This window comes from Modestobacter italicus, from assembly GCF_019799965.1.
GTDB lineage: Bacteria > Actinomycetota > Actinomycetes > Mycobacteriales > Geodermatophilaceae > Modestobacter > Modestobacter italicus_A.
Genome location: NZ_JABGCJ010000001.1, coordinates 258,645 through 275,666 on the forward strand (window position 1 = coordinate 258,645; position 17,022 = coordinate 275,666).

17 protein-coding genes are annotated in these 17,022 nt (G+C 74.8%); 8 read left to right on the forward strand and 9 right to left on the reverse strand.

Annotated elements, in window-relative coordinates:
- Window positions 1-58: 58 nt before the first annotated feature.
- The 3 genes from HLA93_RS01325 to HLA93_RS01335 all read right to left on the reverse strand — a co-directional run bounded on the left by HLA93_RS01325 (window position 59) and on the right by HLA93_RS01335 (window position 3,576).
- Complete coding sequence (locus HLA93_RS01325; RefSeq protein ID WP_308127882.1) at window positions 59-1,438, reverse strand: MFS transporter; 1,380 nt, start codon at window positions 1,436-1,438, stop codon at window positions 59-61.
- Window positions 1,435-1,869 carry a MarR family winged helix-turn-helix transcriptional regulator gene (locus HLA93_RS01330; RefSeq protein WP_222192414.1) on the reverse strand — a complete coding sequence of 145 codons (435 nt, stop codon included), beginning with the start codon at window positions 1,867-1,869 and terminating at the stop codon, window positions 1,435-1,437. The genes HLA93_RS01325 and HLA93_RS01330 overlap by 4 nt, the downstream gene beginning before the upstream one ends.
- Window positions 1,870-2,013: 144 nt before the next feature.
- Complete coding sequence (locus HLA93_RS01335) at window positions 2,014-3,576, reverse strand: NCS2 family permease (RefSeq protein ID WP_222192415.1); 1,563 nt, start codon at window positions 3,574-3,576, stop codon at window positions 2,014-2,016.
- Between the two features lie 163 nt (window positions 3,577-3,739).
- Here HLA93_RS01335 and HLA93_RS01340 point away from each other — a divergent pair, with 163 nt between their 5' ends.
- Window positions 3,740-3,949 carry a DUF2530 domain-containing protein gene (locus HLA93_RS01340; protein ID WP_222192416.1) on the forward strand — a complete coding sequence of 70 codons (210 nt, stop codon included), beginning with the start codon at window positions 3,740-3,742 and terminating at the stop codon, window positions 3,947-3,949.
- Window positions 3,950-3,988: 39 nt separating this feature from the next.
- Here the strand turns inward: HLA93_RS01340 and HLA93_RS01345 are convergent, their stop codons facing one another.
- Window positions 3,989-4,798, reverse strand: coding sequence for a DUF3027 domain-containing protein (locus HLA93_RS01345; RefSeq protein WP_222192417.1), 810 nt, complete (start codon window positions 4,796-4,798; stop codon window positions 3,989-3,991).
- 193 nt (window positions 4,799-4,991) lie between these two features.
- Between HLA93_RS01345 and HLA93_RS01350 the strand changes: the two genes are divergently transcribed.
- Window positions 4,992-6,653, forward strand: a complete 1,662-nt coding sequence (locus HLA93_RS01350) for an MFS transporter (RefSeq protein ID WP_308127883.1) — start codon at window positions 4,992-4,994, stop codon at window positions 6,651-6,653.
- A gap of 1 nt (window position 6,654) precedes the next feature.
- Window positions 6,655-7,170 carry a DUF2771 family protein gene (locus HLA93_RS01355; protein WP_222192418.1) on the forward strand — a complete coding sequence of 172 codons (516 nt, stop codon included), beginning with the start codon at window positions 6,655-6,657 and terminating at the stop codon, window positions 7,168-7,170.
- A 14-nt stretch (window positions 7,171-7,184) separates the two neighbouring features.
- Here HLA93_RS01355 and HLA93_RS22495 read toward each other — a convergent pair whose 3' ends face one another.
- Entirely contained in the window at window positions 7,185-7,568 is a 384-nt protein-coding gene (locus tag HLA93_RS22495) for a cold-shock protein (RefSeq protein ID WP_222192419.1), read from the reverse strand.
- A 155-nt stretch (window positions 7,569-7,723) separates the two neighbouring features.
- Between HLA93_RS22495 and HLA93_RS01365 the strand changes: the two genes are divergently transcribed.
- Window positions 7,724-8,092 (forward strand): YidH family protein, encoded by a 369-nt coding sequence (locus HLA93_RS01365; protein ID WP_222192420.1) that lies wholly within the window; start codon window positions 7,724-7,726, stop codon window positions 8,090-8,092.
- Window positions 8,089-8,433 carry a DUF202 domain-containing protein gene (locus HLA93_RS01370; RefSeq protein ID WP_222192421.1) on the forward strand — a complete coding sequence of 115 codons (345 nt, stop codon included), beginning with the start codon at window positions 8,089-8,091 and terminating at the stop codon, window positions 8,431-8,433. The genes HLA93_RS01365 and HLA93_RS01370 overlap by 4 nt, the downstream gene beginning before the upstream one ends.
- A gap of 23 nt (window positions 8,434-8,456) precedes the next feature.
- Here HLA93_RS01370 and HLA93_RS01375 read toward each other — a convergent pair whose 3' ends face one another.
- From HLA93_RS01375 to HLA93_RS01385, 3 genes are read right to left on the reverse strand one after another with little or no spacing between them, the layout of a single operon-like run.
- On the reverse strand, window positions 8,457-10,112 hold the full coding sequence (locus tag HLA93_RS01375) for an AMP-binding protein (RefSeq protein WP_222192422.1): 1,656 nt from the start codon (window positions 10,110-10,112) through the stop codon (window positions 8,457-8,459).
- Window positions 10,109-10,330: a hypothetical protein gene (locus HLA93_RS01380; RefSeq protein WP_222192423.1), complete on the reverse strand. Its 222-nt coding sequence runs from the start codon at window positions 10,328-10,330 to the stop codon at window positions 10,109-10,111. The genes HLA93_RS01375 and HLA93_RS01380 overlap by 4 nt, the downstream gene beginning before the upstream one ends.
- A 53-nt stretch (window positions 10,331-10,383) precedes the next feature.
- Complete coding sequence (locus HLA93_RS01385; RefSeq protein ID WP_308127884.1) at window positions 10,384-10,953, reverse strand: hypothetical protein; 570 nt, start codon at window positions 10,951-10,953, stop codon at window positions 10,384-10,386.
- Window positions 10,954-11,019: 66 nt separating this feature from the next.
- Here HLA93_RS01385 and HLA93_RS01390 point away from each other — a divergent pair, with 66 nt between their 5' ends.
- Window positions 11,020-13,278, forward strand: coding sequence for a helicase C-terminal domain-containing protein (locus tag HLA93_RS01390; RefSeq protein ID WP_222192424.1), 2,259 nt, complete (start codon window positions 11,020-11,022; stop codon window positions 13,276-13,278).
- A 134-nt stretch (window positions 13,279-13,412) separates the two neighbouring features.
- Complete coding sequence (locus HLA93_RS01395; RefSeq protein WP_222192425.1) at window positions 13,413-14,693, forward strand: SAM-dependent methyltransferase; 1,281 nt, start codon at window positions 13,413-13,415, stop codon at window positions 14,691-14,693.
- Window positions 14,694-14,725: 32 nt separating this feature from the next.
- On the opposite strand, the gene HLA93_RS01400 is transcribed toward HLA93_RS01395, so the two are convergent.
- A complete protein-coding gene (locus HLA93_RS01400; RefSeq protein WP_222192426.1) occupies window positions 14,726-15,103 on the reverse strand; it encodes a VOC family protein in 378 nt (125 codons plus the stop codon).
- Between the two features lie 218 nt (window positions 15,104-15,321).
- Here HLA93_RS01400 and HLA93_RS01405 point away from each other — a divergent pair, with 218 nt between their 5' ends.
- Entirely contained in the window at window positions 15,322-17,007 is a 1,686-nt protein-coding gene (locus tag HLA93_RS01405; RefSeq protein WP_222192427.1) for a DNA repair helicase XPB, read from the forward strand.
- Window positions 17,008-17,022 lie beyond the last annotated feature (15 nt).

The window sequence follows — 17,022 nt, forward strand, 5'->3', positions numbered from 1 at the left end:
GCAGCGACGGTACGTCCGTCAGCGCCGTGTGACAACGCGAACGCTGTCTGCGACCGGTTCAGCGGACCGGGTCGCGCGTCGTCTGCTCCCCGGGCACTGCCCCGTCCGCAGCCTCCGCGAGGCCCGCAACCCGGTCGGGCAGCCGGGCGGGGGCCACGTGCAGGTGTGCGCTGGGCGGCACGACGTGCAGCTCGAGGCGCACCCGGCGCCCGCGCGAGAGCACCGCGCCCGCGGCCGCCGCGACGACGACGCAGACGATCCCGCCACCGATCAGCCCCCAGGGGGCGCCGAACCGCTCGGAGACCCAGCCGATCAGCGGCGCACCCACCGGCGTCCCGCCCATGAAGGCCATGAAGTAGAGCGCCAGGACCCGGCCGCGCATCTGCGGGTCGACGCCGAGCTGGACGAAGCTGTTGCAGGCCACGCTGAACACCAGGGCGGCAGCACCGGTCGGGATGAGCAGCGCGGCGAAGGCGACGTAGTCGCCCATCAGGCCGCTGACCACCAGCAGCAGCCCGAAGGCGACGGCGGAGACGATCAGGAAGCGCTGCAGCGGCCGGGTGCTGCGGCGGGTGGACAGCAGGGCGCCGGACAACGACCCGACCGCGTAGGCGGTGGACAGCAGCCCGAAGGCGCCGGCCCCCAGGCCGAAGACCTCCTTGGCCATCAGCGCGATGGTGATCTGGGAGTTGAAGCCGAACGTGCCCACGGTGAAGGCCAGCACCATCGCGAGGATGAGGTCGGGGTGCCGGCGGGTGTAGGCCAGGGTCTCCCGCAGCTGCCCGCGGGACCGGGCGACCGGCGCGCTGCGGTTGAGCTCCCCGACCCGCATGAACGCCAGCGCGGCGATGGTGGTCGCGAAGCTGGCCGCGTTGACCAGGAACGCCGGAGCGGTGTCGCCACCGGACGCCGCGATCAGCGCACCGGCCACCGCCGGTCCGACCAGCCGGGCCCCGTTGAACACGGTGGAGTTCAGGCTGACCGCGTTGGCCAGCAGGTCGGCGCCGACCATCTCGGAGACGAAGGACTGCCGCACGGGGGTGTCCAGCGAGGAGACGATGCCCAGCCCCAGGGCCAGCAGGTAGACGTGCCAGAGGTCGATCGCGTCGGTGGCCACCATCAGCCCGAGCCCCAGCGCGAGCACGCCCATCACCGCCTGGGTGAGCATCAGCACCCGACGCTTGTCGTACCGGTCGGCCAGCACGCCGCCGTAGAAGCTGAACAGCAGGGTGGGGCCGAACTGCAGTGCGGTGGTGATGCCGAGCGCGACGCCGCTGTCCCCGGAGAGCTGGAGCACCAGCCAGTCCTGACCGATGCGCTGCATCCACGTCCCGGTCTGGCTGACCAGGTTGGCCGAGACGTACAGCCGGAAGTTGCGCACGCGCAGCGACCGGAACATGCCGGCGCGCGGGGTGGGGTCAGCAGCCGTCGAGGTCACCCACTGGCGAGCTTGTCCATGATCACCGCGGCCTCGCGCAGCACGGCCCGCTCCTCGGCGGTCAGCTCCTGGAGGTGCCCGGACAACCATGCCTCCCGAGCGCGGACCTCCTCGTTCATCAGCTCCTCCGCCGCCGGCGTCAGCTCGATGACCACCTGCCGACCGTCGGTGGGGTGCGGCGTCCTGGTCACCAGGCCCTTGGCCTCCAGCGCCACGACCACCCGGGTCATCGACGGAGGCTGCACCCGCTCGTGCGTGGCCAGCTCTCCAGGGCTCATCGGCCCGTGCCGCTTCAGCGTCGACAGCGCGGCCAGGTGGGTGAGGGTCACCGAGGTGTCCACCCGCTGGTTGCGCAGCCGCCGGGAGAAGCGCATCACGGCCAGCCGCAGGTCGTGGGCGAGCGCCGCGGTGTCCAGCGTCGTCCGAGCCACGTCGTCCACCTTAACCCGAGAAAGGAAGCATGACTAACGACTTGCCGCGCCGAGGCGCCGCCCGCGGAGGCGACGTCCCCGACCGGCCCCCCTTCAGGGGCCCGCCCCGAGCCTGCGAGGGGTGGGGGGAAGGGGGGTCCTTCCTCAGAGGAGCTGCTGGATCGGCTCGAGCGCGAAGTAGACGACGAACACCGCCGCCACGATCCACATCAGCGGGTGCACGTCCCGGCGGCGGCCGACCGCCAGCCGGAGCAGCACGAAGCTGACCACCCCGGCACCGATCCCGTTGGTGATCGAGTAGGTGAACGGCATCAGCGCGATGGTGAGGAAGGCGGGGATCACCAGCGACATGTCGTCCCAGGCCAGGTCGCGGATCTGGCTGATCAGCATGGCGCCGACGATCACCAGCACCGGCGCGGCGGCCTCGGAGGGCACCACCTGCACCAGCGGGGTGAAGAACGCGGCGACCAGGAACACCACACCGGTGACGACGCTGGCCAGGCCGGTGCGCGCACCGTCGCCGACCCCGGCCGCGCTCTCGATGTAGGTCGTGTTCGACGAGACGCTGGAGGCACCACCGGCCGCGGCGGCCAGCGAGTCGACCAGCAGCACCGGCTGGGAACGGGGCAGGTTGCGGTCCTCGTCGAGCAGGTCGCCCTCCGCGCCGACGGCGGTGACCGTGCCGACCGTGTCGAAGAAGTCGGCGATCATGATCGCGAAGACGATCAGGACGGCGGCGATCACGCCGATCCGGGAGAACCCACCGAACAGCGAGAAGTCCCCGATCAGCGACAGGTCGGGCAGGCCGATCCAGTCGTCGGGCCACGAGGGCACCTGCAGCGCCCAGCCGCGCGGGTTGGCCTCGCTGCCGTCGGCGCCGGTGCGCGGCCCGACCTGCGCGATCGCCTCCACCACGATGGCGAACAGGGTGGTGACGACGATGCCGATGAGCAGCCCACCACGCACCCGCCGGACGACGAGCACGCTGGTCACCAGCAGGCCGACGACGAAGGTGAGCAGCGGCCAGCCGGCCAGCTGACCGCCCACGCCGAAGCTGATCAGCGGTGAGCCCGGCCGGATCACCCCGGCGTCGGCCAGCCCGATGATGGTCAGGAAGAAGCCGATGCCGACGGCGATGGAGATCTTCAGCTGAGCGGGGATCGCCTCGAAGACGGCCCGGCGGAACCCGGTGAGCACCAGCACCGTGATGAGCAGGCCCTCCAGCACGACCAGGCCCATGATCTCCGGCCAGGTCAGCTCGGTGGCCGCGTAGACGGCGACGATCGCGTTGATCCCCAGCCCGGCCGCCAGCGCGAAGGGGTACCGCCCGATGACGCCCATCGCGATGGTGAGCGCGCCGGCCACGAAGGCGGTGACGGCGGCGACCGAGGCGAACGGCAGCGTGTTCCCGTCGATGTCCGCGCCGGACAGGATGATCGGGTTCAGCACCACGATGTAGGCCATCGTGAAGAAGGTGGTCAGACCGCCACGGACCTCGCGCCCGAACGTGGAGCGCCGCGCGGTGACCTCGAAGTACCGGTCCACCCCGTTCTTCGGCCGGACCTGCGGGCCGGCGCTGCGCCGCGGGCCGGCGACGACCTCGGCGGGGACGCCGGCGTCCGCCGGGGCCGGGGCGGTGCCGGTGGCTGCGGTCGCACCCGTGCCACCGGCGACCTTGCGGGCACGGTTGCGGGACTTGTCGGGCATGGGTGACCCCCGGGGGACGGCGACGGCACGGCCCCGGCGGTGTCGACACACCGGCGGACCGCCCGGCGCAGCTGACATCGAGCGGCGACAGCGTGCCACATGCGCCGGGCCGGGTCGTTCCACCCGCGTTCCGTTCTGGTTGCGCCGGACCTAGGGTCGGGGCGTGCCCGCGCCCACCCGCCCCTCTCCCCCGCCGCTGCAGGTCGACACCACCCGGGTCGTGCTGGCCGGGACGGCGCTGTGGGCGATCGCGCTGGTCGTGCTGCTGTTCCTGGGCGACCGGGTCGACCCGGTCTGGACCTGGACCTGTGTCGCCGGCGTCGTGCTGCCCTTCCTCGGCCTGGCGCTCATGCGCTGGCAGGGCCAGCGCTGAGCCCAGCGCTCAGCGGCCCAGCACTCAGCGGCCCGGCGCTCAGAGGACGTCGAAGTCCGCGGTGTCGTAGCGCGCGGTCGGGGTGAACTCGGCCGGCTCGCCGTCGGCGCGCTCCAGGCTCGCCTGGCTGTGCGCGCCGCAGCCGTAGTCGGCGGCCACCACGTGCCCGTCGGCCGGGGCGAAGGCGTTGCTGCAGGCGCCCAACGACAGTCGCAGCGACCCGGCCAGCGGCAGGTAGAACCCGCAGGTGGCGCAGGGGCCGGGCGCGTGCCGGGCCATCGAGGAGCGCGGCCCGAAGTCGCCCTCCCGCCAGCGGGTGGCGGCCTCGTTGCGGCCCTCCGGCGACAGCACCCGCTCACGGCCGATGCCCAGCTCCTCGGCGACGACGCGGCCGGCCGGGTCGTCGGCGGAGTCGTCGTCGGCGAGGTAGGCCGGCACCAGGCGCGGGTCGTCCTCGGTGGAGGGCAGCACGTCACCGACCGAGAGGTCACCGGGGCGGAGCCGCTCGCTCCACGGCACCCAGGCCGGGGCGAGCAGCGCGGAGTCACCCGGGAGGAGCACGACCTCGTCGAGGGTCGGGGCGGCGTCGCCGGGCACCACGGCCAGGGTCACCGCCCAGTGCCAGCCCACGTAGCCGGGCAGGGTGGCGGCGAAGGAGTGCGTGCGGACGGCGCCCAGCTCGGGGGCCTCGTCCACGCCGATCGGCTCGGGGCTCACGCCCAGGTGGTCACCCACGGCGGCGGCGTCCCCGGCGACCTCGACGGCGGCGGCACGGGCCTGCTCGACGGCGGCGGCCAGCACCTCGTCCGGAGTGGGGCCAGGGGCAGCGGCGTACTCGGAGTCGGACACACCCCCATTGTCACCGATGGCGCCACCCCGGCTCGGGCGGCGTCGCCGGGACGGCGGTTCGGCCGGGCCGCCACCACCGGGCAGCGCAGCCGGAGTGGGCGGACGGGCGCGGGCGGCTCCGCCCGTCCTCACCGCCGGGTGCCCGCGCCGAGGGCGGCGGACCGACACAGGCAGCTGCGGCACCATGGGCGGCGTGCCCGACTCCCCCGCCCCGCGCGCCCGCCGGCGGCTGCGCGCCGCGCGCCACGCGCCGGAGCACGGGGTCGACACCTCACCGATGGGGGTGCGGCGGCAGCAGACCCGGCCGCTTCCGGTGGCCGCGAGCCAGCCGCCCGGCGACGACACCCCCACCGCAGCCCGCCCGGTGGCCGCCGCGCCGACCCCCGTCGCACCGGTCCCCGCCGCACCGGTCCCCGCCGCTCAGCCGCCGGGCGCCGCTGCCCGCGCGACGACCGACGGCGCCGCCCCCGCCGCGACGACGGCCGGCCCCTGGGCCGACCCGACGCCCGGTGCCACCACGCCCGGCCCCGGGGTCCGCGGGCCGCGGGTCACCGTCACCCGGGTCGCCGCGGCACGCACCCGCGAGCTGAGCGGCGCCGCCGTCCGCCGGGTGCGGGCCGCCGGCCGGGCCGACGGCGCCGGCGACAGCGGCCTCTCCGGGCTGGTCTGGGTCAACGCCCTGCACGTGGCCGGCGACGCGATGATCGCCGTCTCCCTGGCCGGCACGCTCTTCTTCGCCGCCGCGGCGGACGCCCAGCGCAGCAACGTCGCGCTGTACCTGCTGGTCACGATGGCACCGTTCGCGCTGGTGGCGCCGGTGATCGGACCGGCCCTGGACCGGCTGCAGCGCGGGCGGCGCTGGGCGCTGAGCGGCAGCCTCGCCGCGCGGGCCGTGCTGGCGCTGCTGATGGCCGCCCACCACGACGACCTGGCGCTCTACCCGGCGGCGCTCGGGGTGCTGGTGCTGAGCAAGGGCTTCAACGTGCTGCGCGCCGCCGTCGTCCCCCGCGTGCTGCCCGGAGCGATGTCGCTGACCTCGGCCAACGCCCGGCTGTCGGTCTTCGGCCTGGCCGCCGGCGGGGTGCTCGGGGCCGTCGGCGCGGGGATCGTGGCGGTGCTCGGCTTCGGCTGGGAACTCGGCGCCACCGCCGTGCTGTTCACCGTGGCGGCGGTGCTCGCCCTCCGGCTCCCCTCCCACGTCGACGTCCCGGCCGGTGAGGAGGCGGCCGACGTGCTGCGCACCGCACCGATCGACCTGCCGGGACGGCGCCGGGCCACCACCCCGCACGTGGTGACCGCGCTGCGTGCGACGGCGGCGCTGCGCGGACTGGGCGGCTTCCTCACCATCTTCTCCGCGTTCCTGGTGCAGGCCACCGTGGACGACGGCTGGGCGGCCACCGTCGCGCTCGGCTCGATCGCCGTCGCGGCCGGGGCCGGCAGCTTCCTGGGCACCGCGGCCGGGTCGCGGCTGCACACCACCAGCCCGGACAAGGTGGTGCTGGCCGCCGCCGGGGTGGCCGCCGCGATCACCGTGCTGGCCGCCTTCACGTTCAGCCTGCCGATGGCCGCGCTGGTCGCCGGGGTGGCCGCGGTGGCCAACGGCCTGGGCAAGTCCGCCCTCGACGCGATCATCCAGCGCGAGGTGCCCGACCGGCTGCGCGCCTCGGCGTTCGCCCGCTCCGAGACCTGGCTGCAGCTGGCCTGGGTCGTCGGTGGCGCGCTCGGTGTCGCCCTGCCCACCATCGGCTGGCTGGGCTTCACCGTGGCCGCGGCGTTGCTGGTGCTCGCCGTGGCCCTCACCCTCTGGAGCCTGCGCACCCGCCGGGTCATCCGCACCACCGATCGGGAGGCATGACGTGAGCACGGCAGGACGGGCGTCGACGGGGGCCGCGCTGCTGGCCGGGCTGGTGCTGCTGAGCAGCTGCGGGGGATCCGGTCCGGGCAGCCCGGAGACCGTCGCCCCTTCGATCACCGTGCAGGCCGGCGGTGACCCGATCACCGCCGAGCCCACCCAGTACTGCCTGGACGGGGAGGGCCAGCGCTACCAGACCTCGCCGCCGATCCTCGAGGTCGCGCCGGACACCACCGTCGTGCTGCAGGTGCCCGACGCGGTGGCCGAGACCGGCTGGGAGGTGCAGGTCTTCGACGAGGACCTGCAGGAGCGGATCGGTGAGGTCGACGTCGAGGCGGGCACCACCGTCCTCGACGAGATCTCCACCTCCGACGTCGTCCCGGCGACGTTCTACCTGGTGGTCGTGCAGGACTCCGACGCCGACGCGTGCGAGGGGCTGTCCGGCGCGTGGCCGGTCGGCTTCATCCGCACCGCGGCCGGTCCGACCGAGGGCACCACCGAGGCGCCCCCGGCCGGGTGACGCCCCGCCGGGCCTCAGGCGTCGAGGTCGGTGGCGACGGCGCGCAGCACCGCGGCCACCTTGCGGGCGTGCTGCTTGTCCGGGTGCCGCCCGTGCCGCAGCCCCTCGGAGACGTCGTCCAGCAGCTTGATCAGGTCCTCGACGATCGGCACCAGGTCGTCGGGCTTCTTGCGGGTGGCGGCGACGGCGGAGGGCAGCGGGTCGAGCACCCGCACCTGCAACGCCTGGTCACCGCGTCGCCCCTGGACGATGCCGAACTCGACCCGCTGGCCGGGCTTGAGCTCGGTGGTACCGGCGGGCAGCGCGTCCTTGTGCACGAACACGTCCGGTCCACCGTCGTGGGCCAGGAAGCCGAAGCCCTTCTCCGGGTTGAACCACTTCACCTTGCCGCTGGGCACGTCGATCCCTCAGTCACTCGTCGCCGGCCCCGGGCCGTCGTGGCCGGGGCGTCCACGGCCGGTCTCGGCCGCTCGCTCCTCAGGCTAGCCCGGCCGGGGGCCGTGCCGGGCGGGCTTTCCGGGGAGGCTGCCACCCGGCCCCTACGCTGACCGCCGTGTCCACCCCGCCCGGCTCCCCGGCGCCGCCGCCGCACCCGGACTACCGGTTCAGCCTGGCCAACGAGCGGACGCTGCTGGCCTGGCTGCGCACCGGCCTGGCCCTGGTCGCCGGCGGCGTCGCGATGACCCAGTTCGCCCCGCGGCTGGGCTTCCCCGGCGGCGGCCAGGCGGTCTCGGTGGCGCTGCTCGTCGCCGGCCTGGTGACCGCGCTGGCCGGGCACCGCCGCTACAGCCGCAACGAGCGGGCCATCGCCGCCGACGAGCCGCTGCCCACCAGCGTGGCCGCGCGCTGGGTCACCGCACTGGTCGCGCTGCTGGTCGTGGCGCTGCTGGTGCTGGTCGTGGTGGACATCGTCCGCGGGTGACCAGCAGCCCACCGGCCCACCGCGCCGGGGAGACACAGCCGGCCCGCACCGCGCTGTCCTGGCAGCGCACCGGGGTCGGGCTGCTGCTGGTCACCAGCCTGCTGACCCGCAGCGCGGCCGTGCACGGCGACCTGCGGCTGGTCGTCCCGGCCGCGGTCGCGGCGATCGCCGCCCTGGCGGTGCTCGGAGTGGTGGCGCCCCGGCGCCAGCGGGACGCCCAGGCCGCGGCCGCGGCCGGTGGCGACGCCCGCGCACCGCGCGCCGCCGCCCTGGCGACCGCGCTGGTGGTGCTGGCCGCCCTCTGCGGCCTGGCCACCGACCTGCTGCTGCGCCACGGCTGACCCCGCAGCCGCCCCGTCCACCCCTAGGCGAAGCGGTGGGCGGCCGCCTCCTGCAGCCCCAGCTCCTCGATCGACACCTCGCGCATCTCGACCTTGCGCACCTTGCCGGTGACCGTCATCGGGAAGCCGTCGACCAGCTTCAGGTACCGGGGCACCTTGTAGTGGGCGAGCTTGCCGGCGCAGAACTCCCGCAACGCCTCGACGGTGAGCGGCTCGGCGCCCTGGCGCAGCTGCACCCAGGCCATCAGCTCCTCGCCGAACCGCACGTCCGGGACGCCGATCACCTGGGCGTCCACGACGTCCGGGTGGGTGTAGAGGAACTCCTCGATCTCCCGCGGGTACACGTTCTCCCCGCCGCGGATCACCATGTCCTTGATTCGGCCGACGATGTTCAGGTAGCCCTGCTCGTCCATCACCGCCAGGTCGCCGGTGTGCATCCAGCGGGCGGCGTCGAGCACCTCGGCGGTCTTCTCCGGCTCGTCCCAGTAGCCGAGCATCACCGAGTAGCCGCGGGTGCAGAACTCCCCCGGGCTGCCGCGCGGCACGGTCAGTCCGGTCCGTGGGTCGACGACCTTGACCTCCAGGTGCGGGTGCACCCGGCCGACCGTCGAGGTGCGGCGGTCCAGGTCGTCGTCCGCACCGGTCTGGGTGGAGACCGGCGAGGTCTCGGTCATGCCGTAGCAGATGGTCACCTCGGTCATGCCCATCTCCTCGACCACCCGCTTCATCACCTCGACCGGGCACGGCGAGCCGGCCATGATCCCGGTGCGCAGGCTGGACAGGTCGTAGGAGGCGAAGTCGGGCAGGCCCAGCTCGGCGATGAACATGGTCGGGACGCCGTACAGCGAGGTGCACCGCTCGTCCTGCACCGCGCGCAGGGTCGCCGCGGGGTCGAAGCCGGGCGCCGGGATGACCATCGTCGCGCCGTGCGAGGTGCAGCCCAGGTTGCCCATCCCCATGCCGAAGCAGTGGTAGTAGGGCACCGGGATGCAGACCCGGTCGGCCTCGGTGTAGCCACAGCCCTCGCCCACGAAGAACCCGTTGTTGAGCAGGTTGTGGTGGGTGAGCGTGGCGCCCTTCGGGAAGCCCGTCGTCCCGGAGGTGTACTGGATGTTGACCGGGTCGTCCGGGGAGAGCTGGGTGGCCCGCTCGGCGAGCAGCCCGCGGTCGGCGGCGCGGCCGGTGGCCATCAGCTCGTCCCACGCCGGGTCGCCGAGGAAGACCACCTCGCGCAGGTCCGGGCAGTCGGCCCGGACCTCGTCGACCATCGCCCGGTAGTCGCTGCCCTTGAACTCCGGTGCGGCGACCAGCACCGAGATGCCGGCCTGGCGCAGCACGTAGGACAGCTCGTGGGTGCGGTAGGCCGGGTTGATCGTGACCAGGACGGCGCCGAGCTTCGCCGTCCCGTACTGCACGAACACCCACTCGGCGCAGTTGGGCGCCCAGATGCCGACCCGGTCGCCCTTGGCCACGCCGAGGGCGTCGAGGCCCAGGGCGCAGGCGTCGACGTCGGCGACCAGCTCGGGGTAGGTCCAGCGGCGGCCCGAGGAGCACTCCACCAGCGCCTCGTGGTCGCCCACCCGCGCTGCCGTCCGGTCGAGGTCGTCCCCGATCGTGTCGCCCAGCAGGGGCACCGTGGAGGTGCCGCTGCTGTAGGACGGCAGCGCGGGCGCACTCACCTGCCCTCGCCCGCCATCAGGCCGGCCCGGTTGGGCTTGTCCTGCGGGTGGACGTAGCGCAGGCGCTCCGGCGGGAGCGGGAAGGCGTGGTCCTCGCCGAACGGGGAGAGGCCACCGGCCATCTCGCTGACCAGCTCGGTCACCGGCGGGCCGTCGCCCTCCGACTGCCCCCAGGTCGGCTCGACCAGGTGGGCGTGCTTCTCCTTGCGCTTGGACATGACGCCTCCATCTGCGTGCGGGGCCCGGGTCAGCTCCCCGGGTGCCTCACCGCTCATCTTCCCGTGCCGGGCCGCCCGCACGCACGCCGCGGGTCCCCGTGTCGCTGGGAGGGGTCAGTGCCGGCCGGTACCCGGGCGCCGTAGACCGTGCCGGCGCCGTCGGCGGTCAGCACCCACTCGGTCGGGGAGACCTCGGCGTAGCGGACCTCGCCGCCGTCCAGCCGCTGCACCGCCCGGGTCCGCCAGACCGCGGTCGACAGCAGCCGCAGCGGCAGCGGGTCGTCCTCCGGCCCGTCCGGCTCGACCTGCAGCACCGCCGGCCCGGCGATCCGCAGCCGGCCCGACCGCCACGGCTCCCGGGCCAGCGCGGCGGCCCACCGGCGGGTGCGCAGCAGCGAGCCGAGACCGGCGAGCGCGGCCGCCAGCCCGCCGAGCACCAGGGCGACGACGAGCAGCCCACCGCCGGGCAGCCGGGTGCCGCCGTCCTCGGCGATCCGGACGACGGCGGCGCCCAGCACGCACCCCAGGACGACGGCGAGCAGTCCGCCGCCCAGCCAGCGCAGGCCCCCGGCGCGGAGCGCGGCCAGGTCGGTACGGGTCTGCGGGTCGTCGAGGGCGGGCACCCCGGGATGGTGACAGAGCCCGGCCGGCCCGGCGGCCGCGGCGGAGGGCGACGTAGCGTGGAGCGGATGTCTCCGGACCAGCCCGCCACGCTCGCCGCCTGGCTGCGCACCCGCACCGACGAGCAGCTGGGCGACCTCCTGGTGGCCCGGCCCGACGTCGCGCGCCCTGCTCCCTCCGACGTGGTCGGCCTGGCCACGCGGCTGGCGGTGCCGGTCTCGGTCGACCGCGCGCTGGACGAGCTGGACGCCGCGACCCTGCAGGTGCTCGACGCGGTGCTGCTCTCCCCCACCGACGGCGTGCCGCGCACCGAGCTGCCCGGGCTGCTGCCCGACGTGCCGGCCGAGGTGGTCGACGCCGCGGTCGAGACGCTGACCACCCGGGCGCTGCTGTGGGGCGACGCCGACCTGCACGCCCCCGAGCCGGTGCGCCGCGCCGTCCGCTACCCGGCCGGGCTGGGCCGGCGGGCGGCCGACCTGCGGGTGCCGCTGCCCGGCGACGTGCCGGCCACCTTGGCCGGGCTCGACCCCGACGAGCTCGGCGTGCTGGAGCGGCTGAGCGCCGACCGGCCGGTCGGTCACCTGCCCGACAGCACCGGCGGTGCGCTCACCCCGGCCCGCCGGCTGCTGCAGGCCGGACTGCTCGCCCGGATCGACGCGGTGAACGTCGAGCTGCCCCGGGAGATCGGGCTGGCGCTGCGTGGCGACCGACCGCTGGGCCCACCGCGACTGCGCCCCGAACCGGCGGTCACCCGGCGCGATCCGGCGATCGTCGACCGGCAGGCCGCCGGCGCCGCGCTGGAGGTCATCGGCCGGGTCACCGACGTGCTCACCGCGCTGGAGGAGGAGCCGGCCGGCCTGCTGCGCAGCGGCGGGCTCGGCGTGCGCGACCAGAAGCGGCTGGCCAAGGAGCTGCGGATCAGCGAGGGCGACATCGCCTTCCTGGTCGAGCTGGCGCACGCCGCAGGCTTGCTGGACGTCGGCGGTGCCCAGCGCGACGAGTGGCTGCCCACCCGCGGCTACGACGCCTGGCGCGAGCAGGACCTCCCCGACCGCTGGGCGGTGCTGGCCGAGGGCTGGCTGACCAGCGTCCGGCTCATCTCGCTGGTGGGCCAGCGCGACGTGGCGGGCAAGGCGGTGAACGTGCTGTCCCCCGACGTCGTCCGACAGACCGCACCGGCGCTGCGGCGCTCGGCGCTGGCGGTGCTGGCCGAGTTCCCATCCGGCGAGGGGCTCACCGCCCCGGAGCTGGTCACCCTGCTGCGCTGGCGGACGCCGCGCCGGGCCGACCGGCTCTCCCCGGTGCCCGACCTGCTGGCCGAGGCCGAACGGCTGGGCATCGCGGTGGGCGGGGTGCTGAGCACCGGCGGGCGGGCGCTGCTCACCGGCGGGGAGGACGCCGCCGCCGACGGGATGCGCGGCCTGCTGCCCGAGCCGGTGGACCACGTGCTCGCCCAGCCCGACCTCTCCCTCATCGCCCCTGGTCCGCTGGTCGCCGAGCTGGCCGGGACGCTGGCCGTCGTCGCCGACGTCGAGTCCTCCGGCGGGGCCACGGTCTACCGGGTCTCCGACGGCAGCATCCGGCGCGCGCTGGACGCCGGCTGGTCGGCGGCCGACCTGCACGACTTCTTCACCCGCGCCTCCCGCACCCCGGTGCCGCAGGCGCTGGAGTTCCTGGTCGACGACGTGGCCCGCCAGCACGGCCGGCTGCGGGTGGGCGCGATCGAGTGCTACGTGCGCTCCGACGACCACGGGCTGGTGTCCCAGGTGCTCAGCGACCGACGGACCGCCAACGCCGAGCTGCGCCGCCTCGCCCCCGGTGTCCTGGTCAGCGGGCTGCCGCCGGAGGAGGTGCTCTCGGTGCTGCGCGCCGCGGGCTACGCCCCGGCCGGGGAGTCCTCCGGAGGGGCGGTGCTCACCCGGCCGAAGGCGCCCGCGCGCGCCGCCGGACGGCGACCCGGCAACGCCGCGCCGTCCGGGCCCCGGCGGCTGGCCCCCGACGACGTGGCGGCGACCGTCCGGGAGATCCGGGCCGGGGACGCCGCGCTCGCCGCCCGGCGCAGCGAGCCGGTGCGGCAGGTGCCGGGGGTGACCACCGCCAGCACGCTCGAGCTGCTCTCCCGGGCCGTGCGCGAGGGGCTGCCGATCTGGCTGGGCTACGTCGACGCCCAGGGCAGCGGCAGCCAGCGGATCGTGCAGCCGGTCTCGCTGGTCGGTGGCTTCCTGCAGGGCTTCGACGAGGGGCGCGGGGAGAACCGCACCTTCGCCGTCCACCGGATCACCTCGGTCGCGCTGGTCGAGTCGGAGGACTCCCCCGCGCCGTCCTGATCTCTGTTCCCTAGATCGGGCGAGTTCGGAATGATCACGGACCCGCCCACTGTTGCGCGGAACAGTTGGTGTGCGCAACCAGAGTTCGAGACGTGACGGGCCTTGGTCGGCGCACCTGGTTCAGGAGCGTGGACATGACGAAGCGAACGGTGGCCGACCGGCTGGCAGAGGCGCTGGGCGCCGTGCTGGGGACGACGGAGCTGCCCCTCCGACTGCGCGCCTGGGACGGCTCGCTGGCCGGCCCGCCCGGCGCACCCGTGCTGGCGGTGAACTCCCGGCGGGCGCTGCGCCGGCTGGCCTGGTCGCCGGGCCAGCTGGGCCTGGGCCGGGCCTACGTCGCCGGTGACATCGACATCGAGGACGACGTCTTCGCCACCTTCGCCGCACTCCGGTCGGTCGGCCGGCTGGCCGAGACGGGGCCGATGGCGCCGCCGACGCTGCGCGAGCGGCTCGGCCTGGTCGGCACGGCACTGCGGCTCGGCGCGATCGGCCGGGAGCCCGCGCCGCCCGTCGAGGAGGCCGACCTCGGCTCGCACGGCCGCCGGCACTCCCGCACCCGGGACGCCGCCGCCATCTCGCACCACTACGACGTGGGCAACGACTTCTACGAGCTGGTGCTCGGGCCGTCGATGGTCTACTCCTGCGCCGTCTGGGAGTCCCCGGACACCGGGCTGGACGCCGCGCAGGAGGCCAAGCTCGACCTGGTCTGCCGCAAGCTCGGCCTGTCCCCGGACATGCGACTGCTGGACGTCGGCTGCGGCTGGGGCTCGATGGCCATCCACGCCGCGCAGCGTTACGGGGCCACCGTCGTCGGCATCACGCTGTCGGAGGAGCAGGCCCGGATGGCCCGCAAGCGGGTCGCCGAGGCAGGAGTGGCAGACCTGGTGGACATCCGGGTGCAGGACTACCGGGCCGTGGACGACGAGCCGTTCGACGCGATCAGCTCGATCGGGATGGCGGAGCACGTCGGCCGCGCGCAGATGCCGGCCTACGTCGCCCAGCTGCGGAGCCTGCTGCGTCCCGGCGGCCGGCTGCTCAACCACGCGATCAACTGGAACGACGGCACCACCACCTGGGACCCGGACACCTTCATCGCCCGCTACGTCTTCCCCGACGGCGAGCTGCTGGGCCTGGGCGAGACGGTGGGCCTGCTGGAGTCCCGGGACCTGGAGGTGCTCGACGTCGAGGCGCTCCGCCAGCACTACGCCCTGACCCTCCGGGCGTGGGTGCAGCGACTGGAGGAGAACTGGGACGCCGCCGTCGCGGCCACGAGCGAGGGCCGGGCCCGGGTCTGGCGGCTGTACATGGCCGCCTGCGCCCTGGCCTTCGAGGCCGGCGACATGGGCGTCAACCAGGTGCTGCTGCAGAAGACCGGGGGTGAGCAGCCCCCGTTGCGACGCACCGCCTGGACCTGAGGGGCCGCCGGCGGGATGAGCCCCGGCCGGGCTCAGCCGTGGTGGACGGCCTCGACGTTGTGCCCGTCTGGGTCCCGGAGGAAGACCGCGTAGTAGCCCGGGTGGTACTCCGGCCACTCCCGCGGAGCGTGGAGCACCTCGGCGCCGGCCGCCCGGGCGGCGTCGTGCACCGCGTCGACGGCGGCCCGGTCGGGGGCCCGGAGACCGACGTGCAGCTCCCGGGTCTCCCCGGCCTCGGCCGGGCTGAGCCAGAGGTCCGGCACGCCGTCCGGGCCGCTGAGGCCGACGACGGAGGACTCCCCCGCCGGGAAGCGCGCCACCTCCCGCATGCCGATGGGCGCGAACGTCTGCAGGTAGAAGGCCAGCGACGCCTCGACGTCGGCGACCTGGATCCCGAGGTGGTCGAGCATGCCGGGACGGTAGCGGCGTCTCACCGGCAGCGGGGCGTCTCCGCGCGCGCCGACCGAGCGCGGGGCTGCCCCCTCGCCCCAACCCCGGCCGTGCCCGGACCGGCGCCCAGGTGACGCGATCGGCAGCTGCGCCGGAAGGCCCGGCCGGTGTGCGGCGTTACCGTGGACAGTCCGGCGCGCACCCTGCACCGGAGCCCCGAACAGAGGATCGCGCCCGCGTGAACGACGGACCCCTGATCGTCCAGTCCGACAAGACGCTGCTGCTCGAGGTCGACCACCCGCAGTCCAAGGAGTGCCGGGCGGCGATCGCGCCGTTCGCCGAGCTGGAGCGCTCACCCGAGCACGTGCACACCTACCGGATCACCCCGCTCGCGCTGTGGAACGCGCGCGCCGCCGGGCACGACGCCGAGCAGGTCGTCGACGCCCTGGTGCGCTACTCGCGCTACCCGGTGCCGCACGCGCTGCTGGTCGACGTCGCCGACACGATGGACCGCTACGGCCGGCTGACCCTGGCCAACCACCCGGTGCACGGGCTCACGCTCACCAGCACCGACAAGGCCGTGCTGGAGGAGGTCGTCCGCAGCAAGCGGGTGGCCCCGATGCTCGGCGCCCGGATCGACGCCGACTCGATCGTCGTCCACCCCTCCGAGCGCGGGCGGCTGAAGCAGGCGCTGCTCAAGGTGGGCTGGCCGGCCGAGGACCTCGCCGGCTACGTCGACGGGCAGGCCCACCCGATCGACCTGGCCCAGGACGACTGGCACCTGCGTGACTACCAGCAGGAAGCCGTCGACGGGTTCTGGGCCGGCGGGTCGGGCGTCGTCGTCCTGCCCTGTGGCGCGGGCAAGACGCTGGTCGGCGCCGCGGCGATGGCCGAGGCGAAGGCGACCACGCTGATCCTGGTCACCAACACCGTCTCCGGCCGGCAGTGGAAGCGCGAGCTCATCGCGCGGACGAGCCTGACCGAGGACGAGATCGGCGAGTACTCCGGCGAGCGCAAGGAGATCCGGCCGGTCACCATCGCGACCTACCAGGTGATCACCACCCGCCGGAAGGGCGAGTACCGGCACCTGGACCTCTTCGATGCCCAGGACTGGGGCCTGATCGTCTACGACGAGGTCCACCTGCTGCCCGCCCCGATCTTCCGGCTCACCGCCGACCTGCAGTCCCGCCGCCGGCTGGGGCTGACCGCGACGCTGGTGCGCGAGGACGGCCGCGAGGACGACGTCTTCTCCCTGATCGGCCCGAAGCGCTACGACGCCCCGTGGCGGGACATCGAGGCGCAGGGCTACATCGCCCCGGCCGAGTGCATCGAGGTGCGGGTCAGCCTGGACGACGAGGAGCGGATGACCTACGCGGTCGCCGAGCCCGAGGAGCGGTACCGGATCGCGGCCACCGCGCAGTCCAAGCTGCCGGTCATCCGCCGGGTGCTGGAGCGGCACCCGGAGGAGCAGAAGCTGGTGATCGGGGCCTACCTCGACCAGCTCGACGAGCTCGGCGCGGCGCTCGACGCACCGGTGATCCAGGGGTCGACGACGAACAAGGAGCGCGAGCGGCTGTTCCAGGCGTTCCGCACCGGCGAGATCAAGACCCTCGTCGTCTCCAAGGTCGCCAACTTCTCCATCGACCTGCCCGAGGCCGCCGTCGCCGTCCAGGTGTCGGGCACCTTCGGGTCACGTCAGGAGGAGGCCCAGCGCCTCGGCCGGGTGCTCCGCCCGAAGGCCGACGGCCGGCAGGCGCACTTCTACACCGTGGTCAGCCGGGACACCCTGGACAGCGAGTACGCAGCCCACCGGCAGCGGTTCCTCGCCGAGCAGGGCTACGCCTACACGATCGTCGACGCGGCCGACCTGGCCGGCCCCGGCGAGGTCAACGGCCCCGACTGGGTCGACGAACCCGCCGACTGAGCAAGGCCCCCCGCT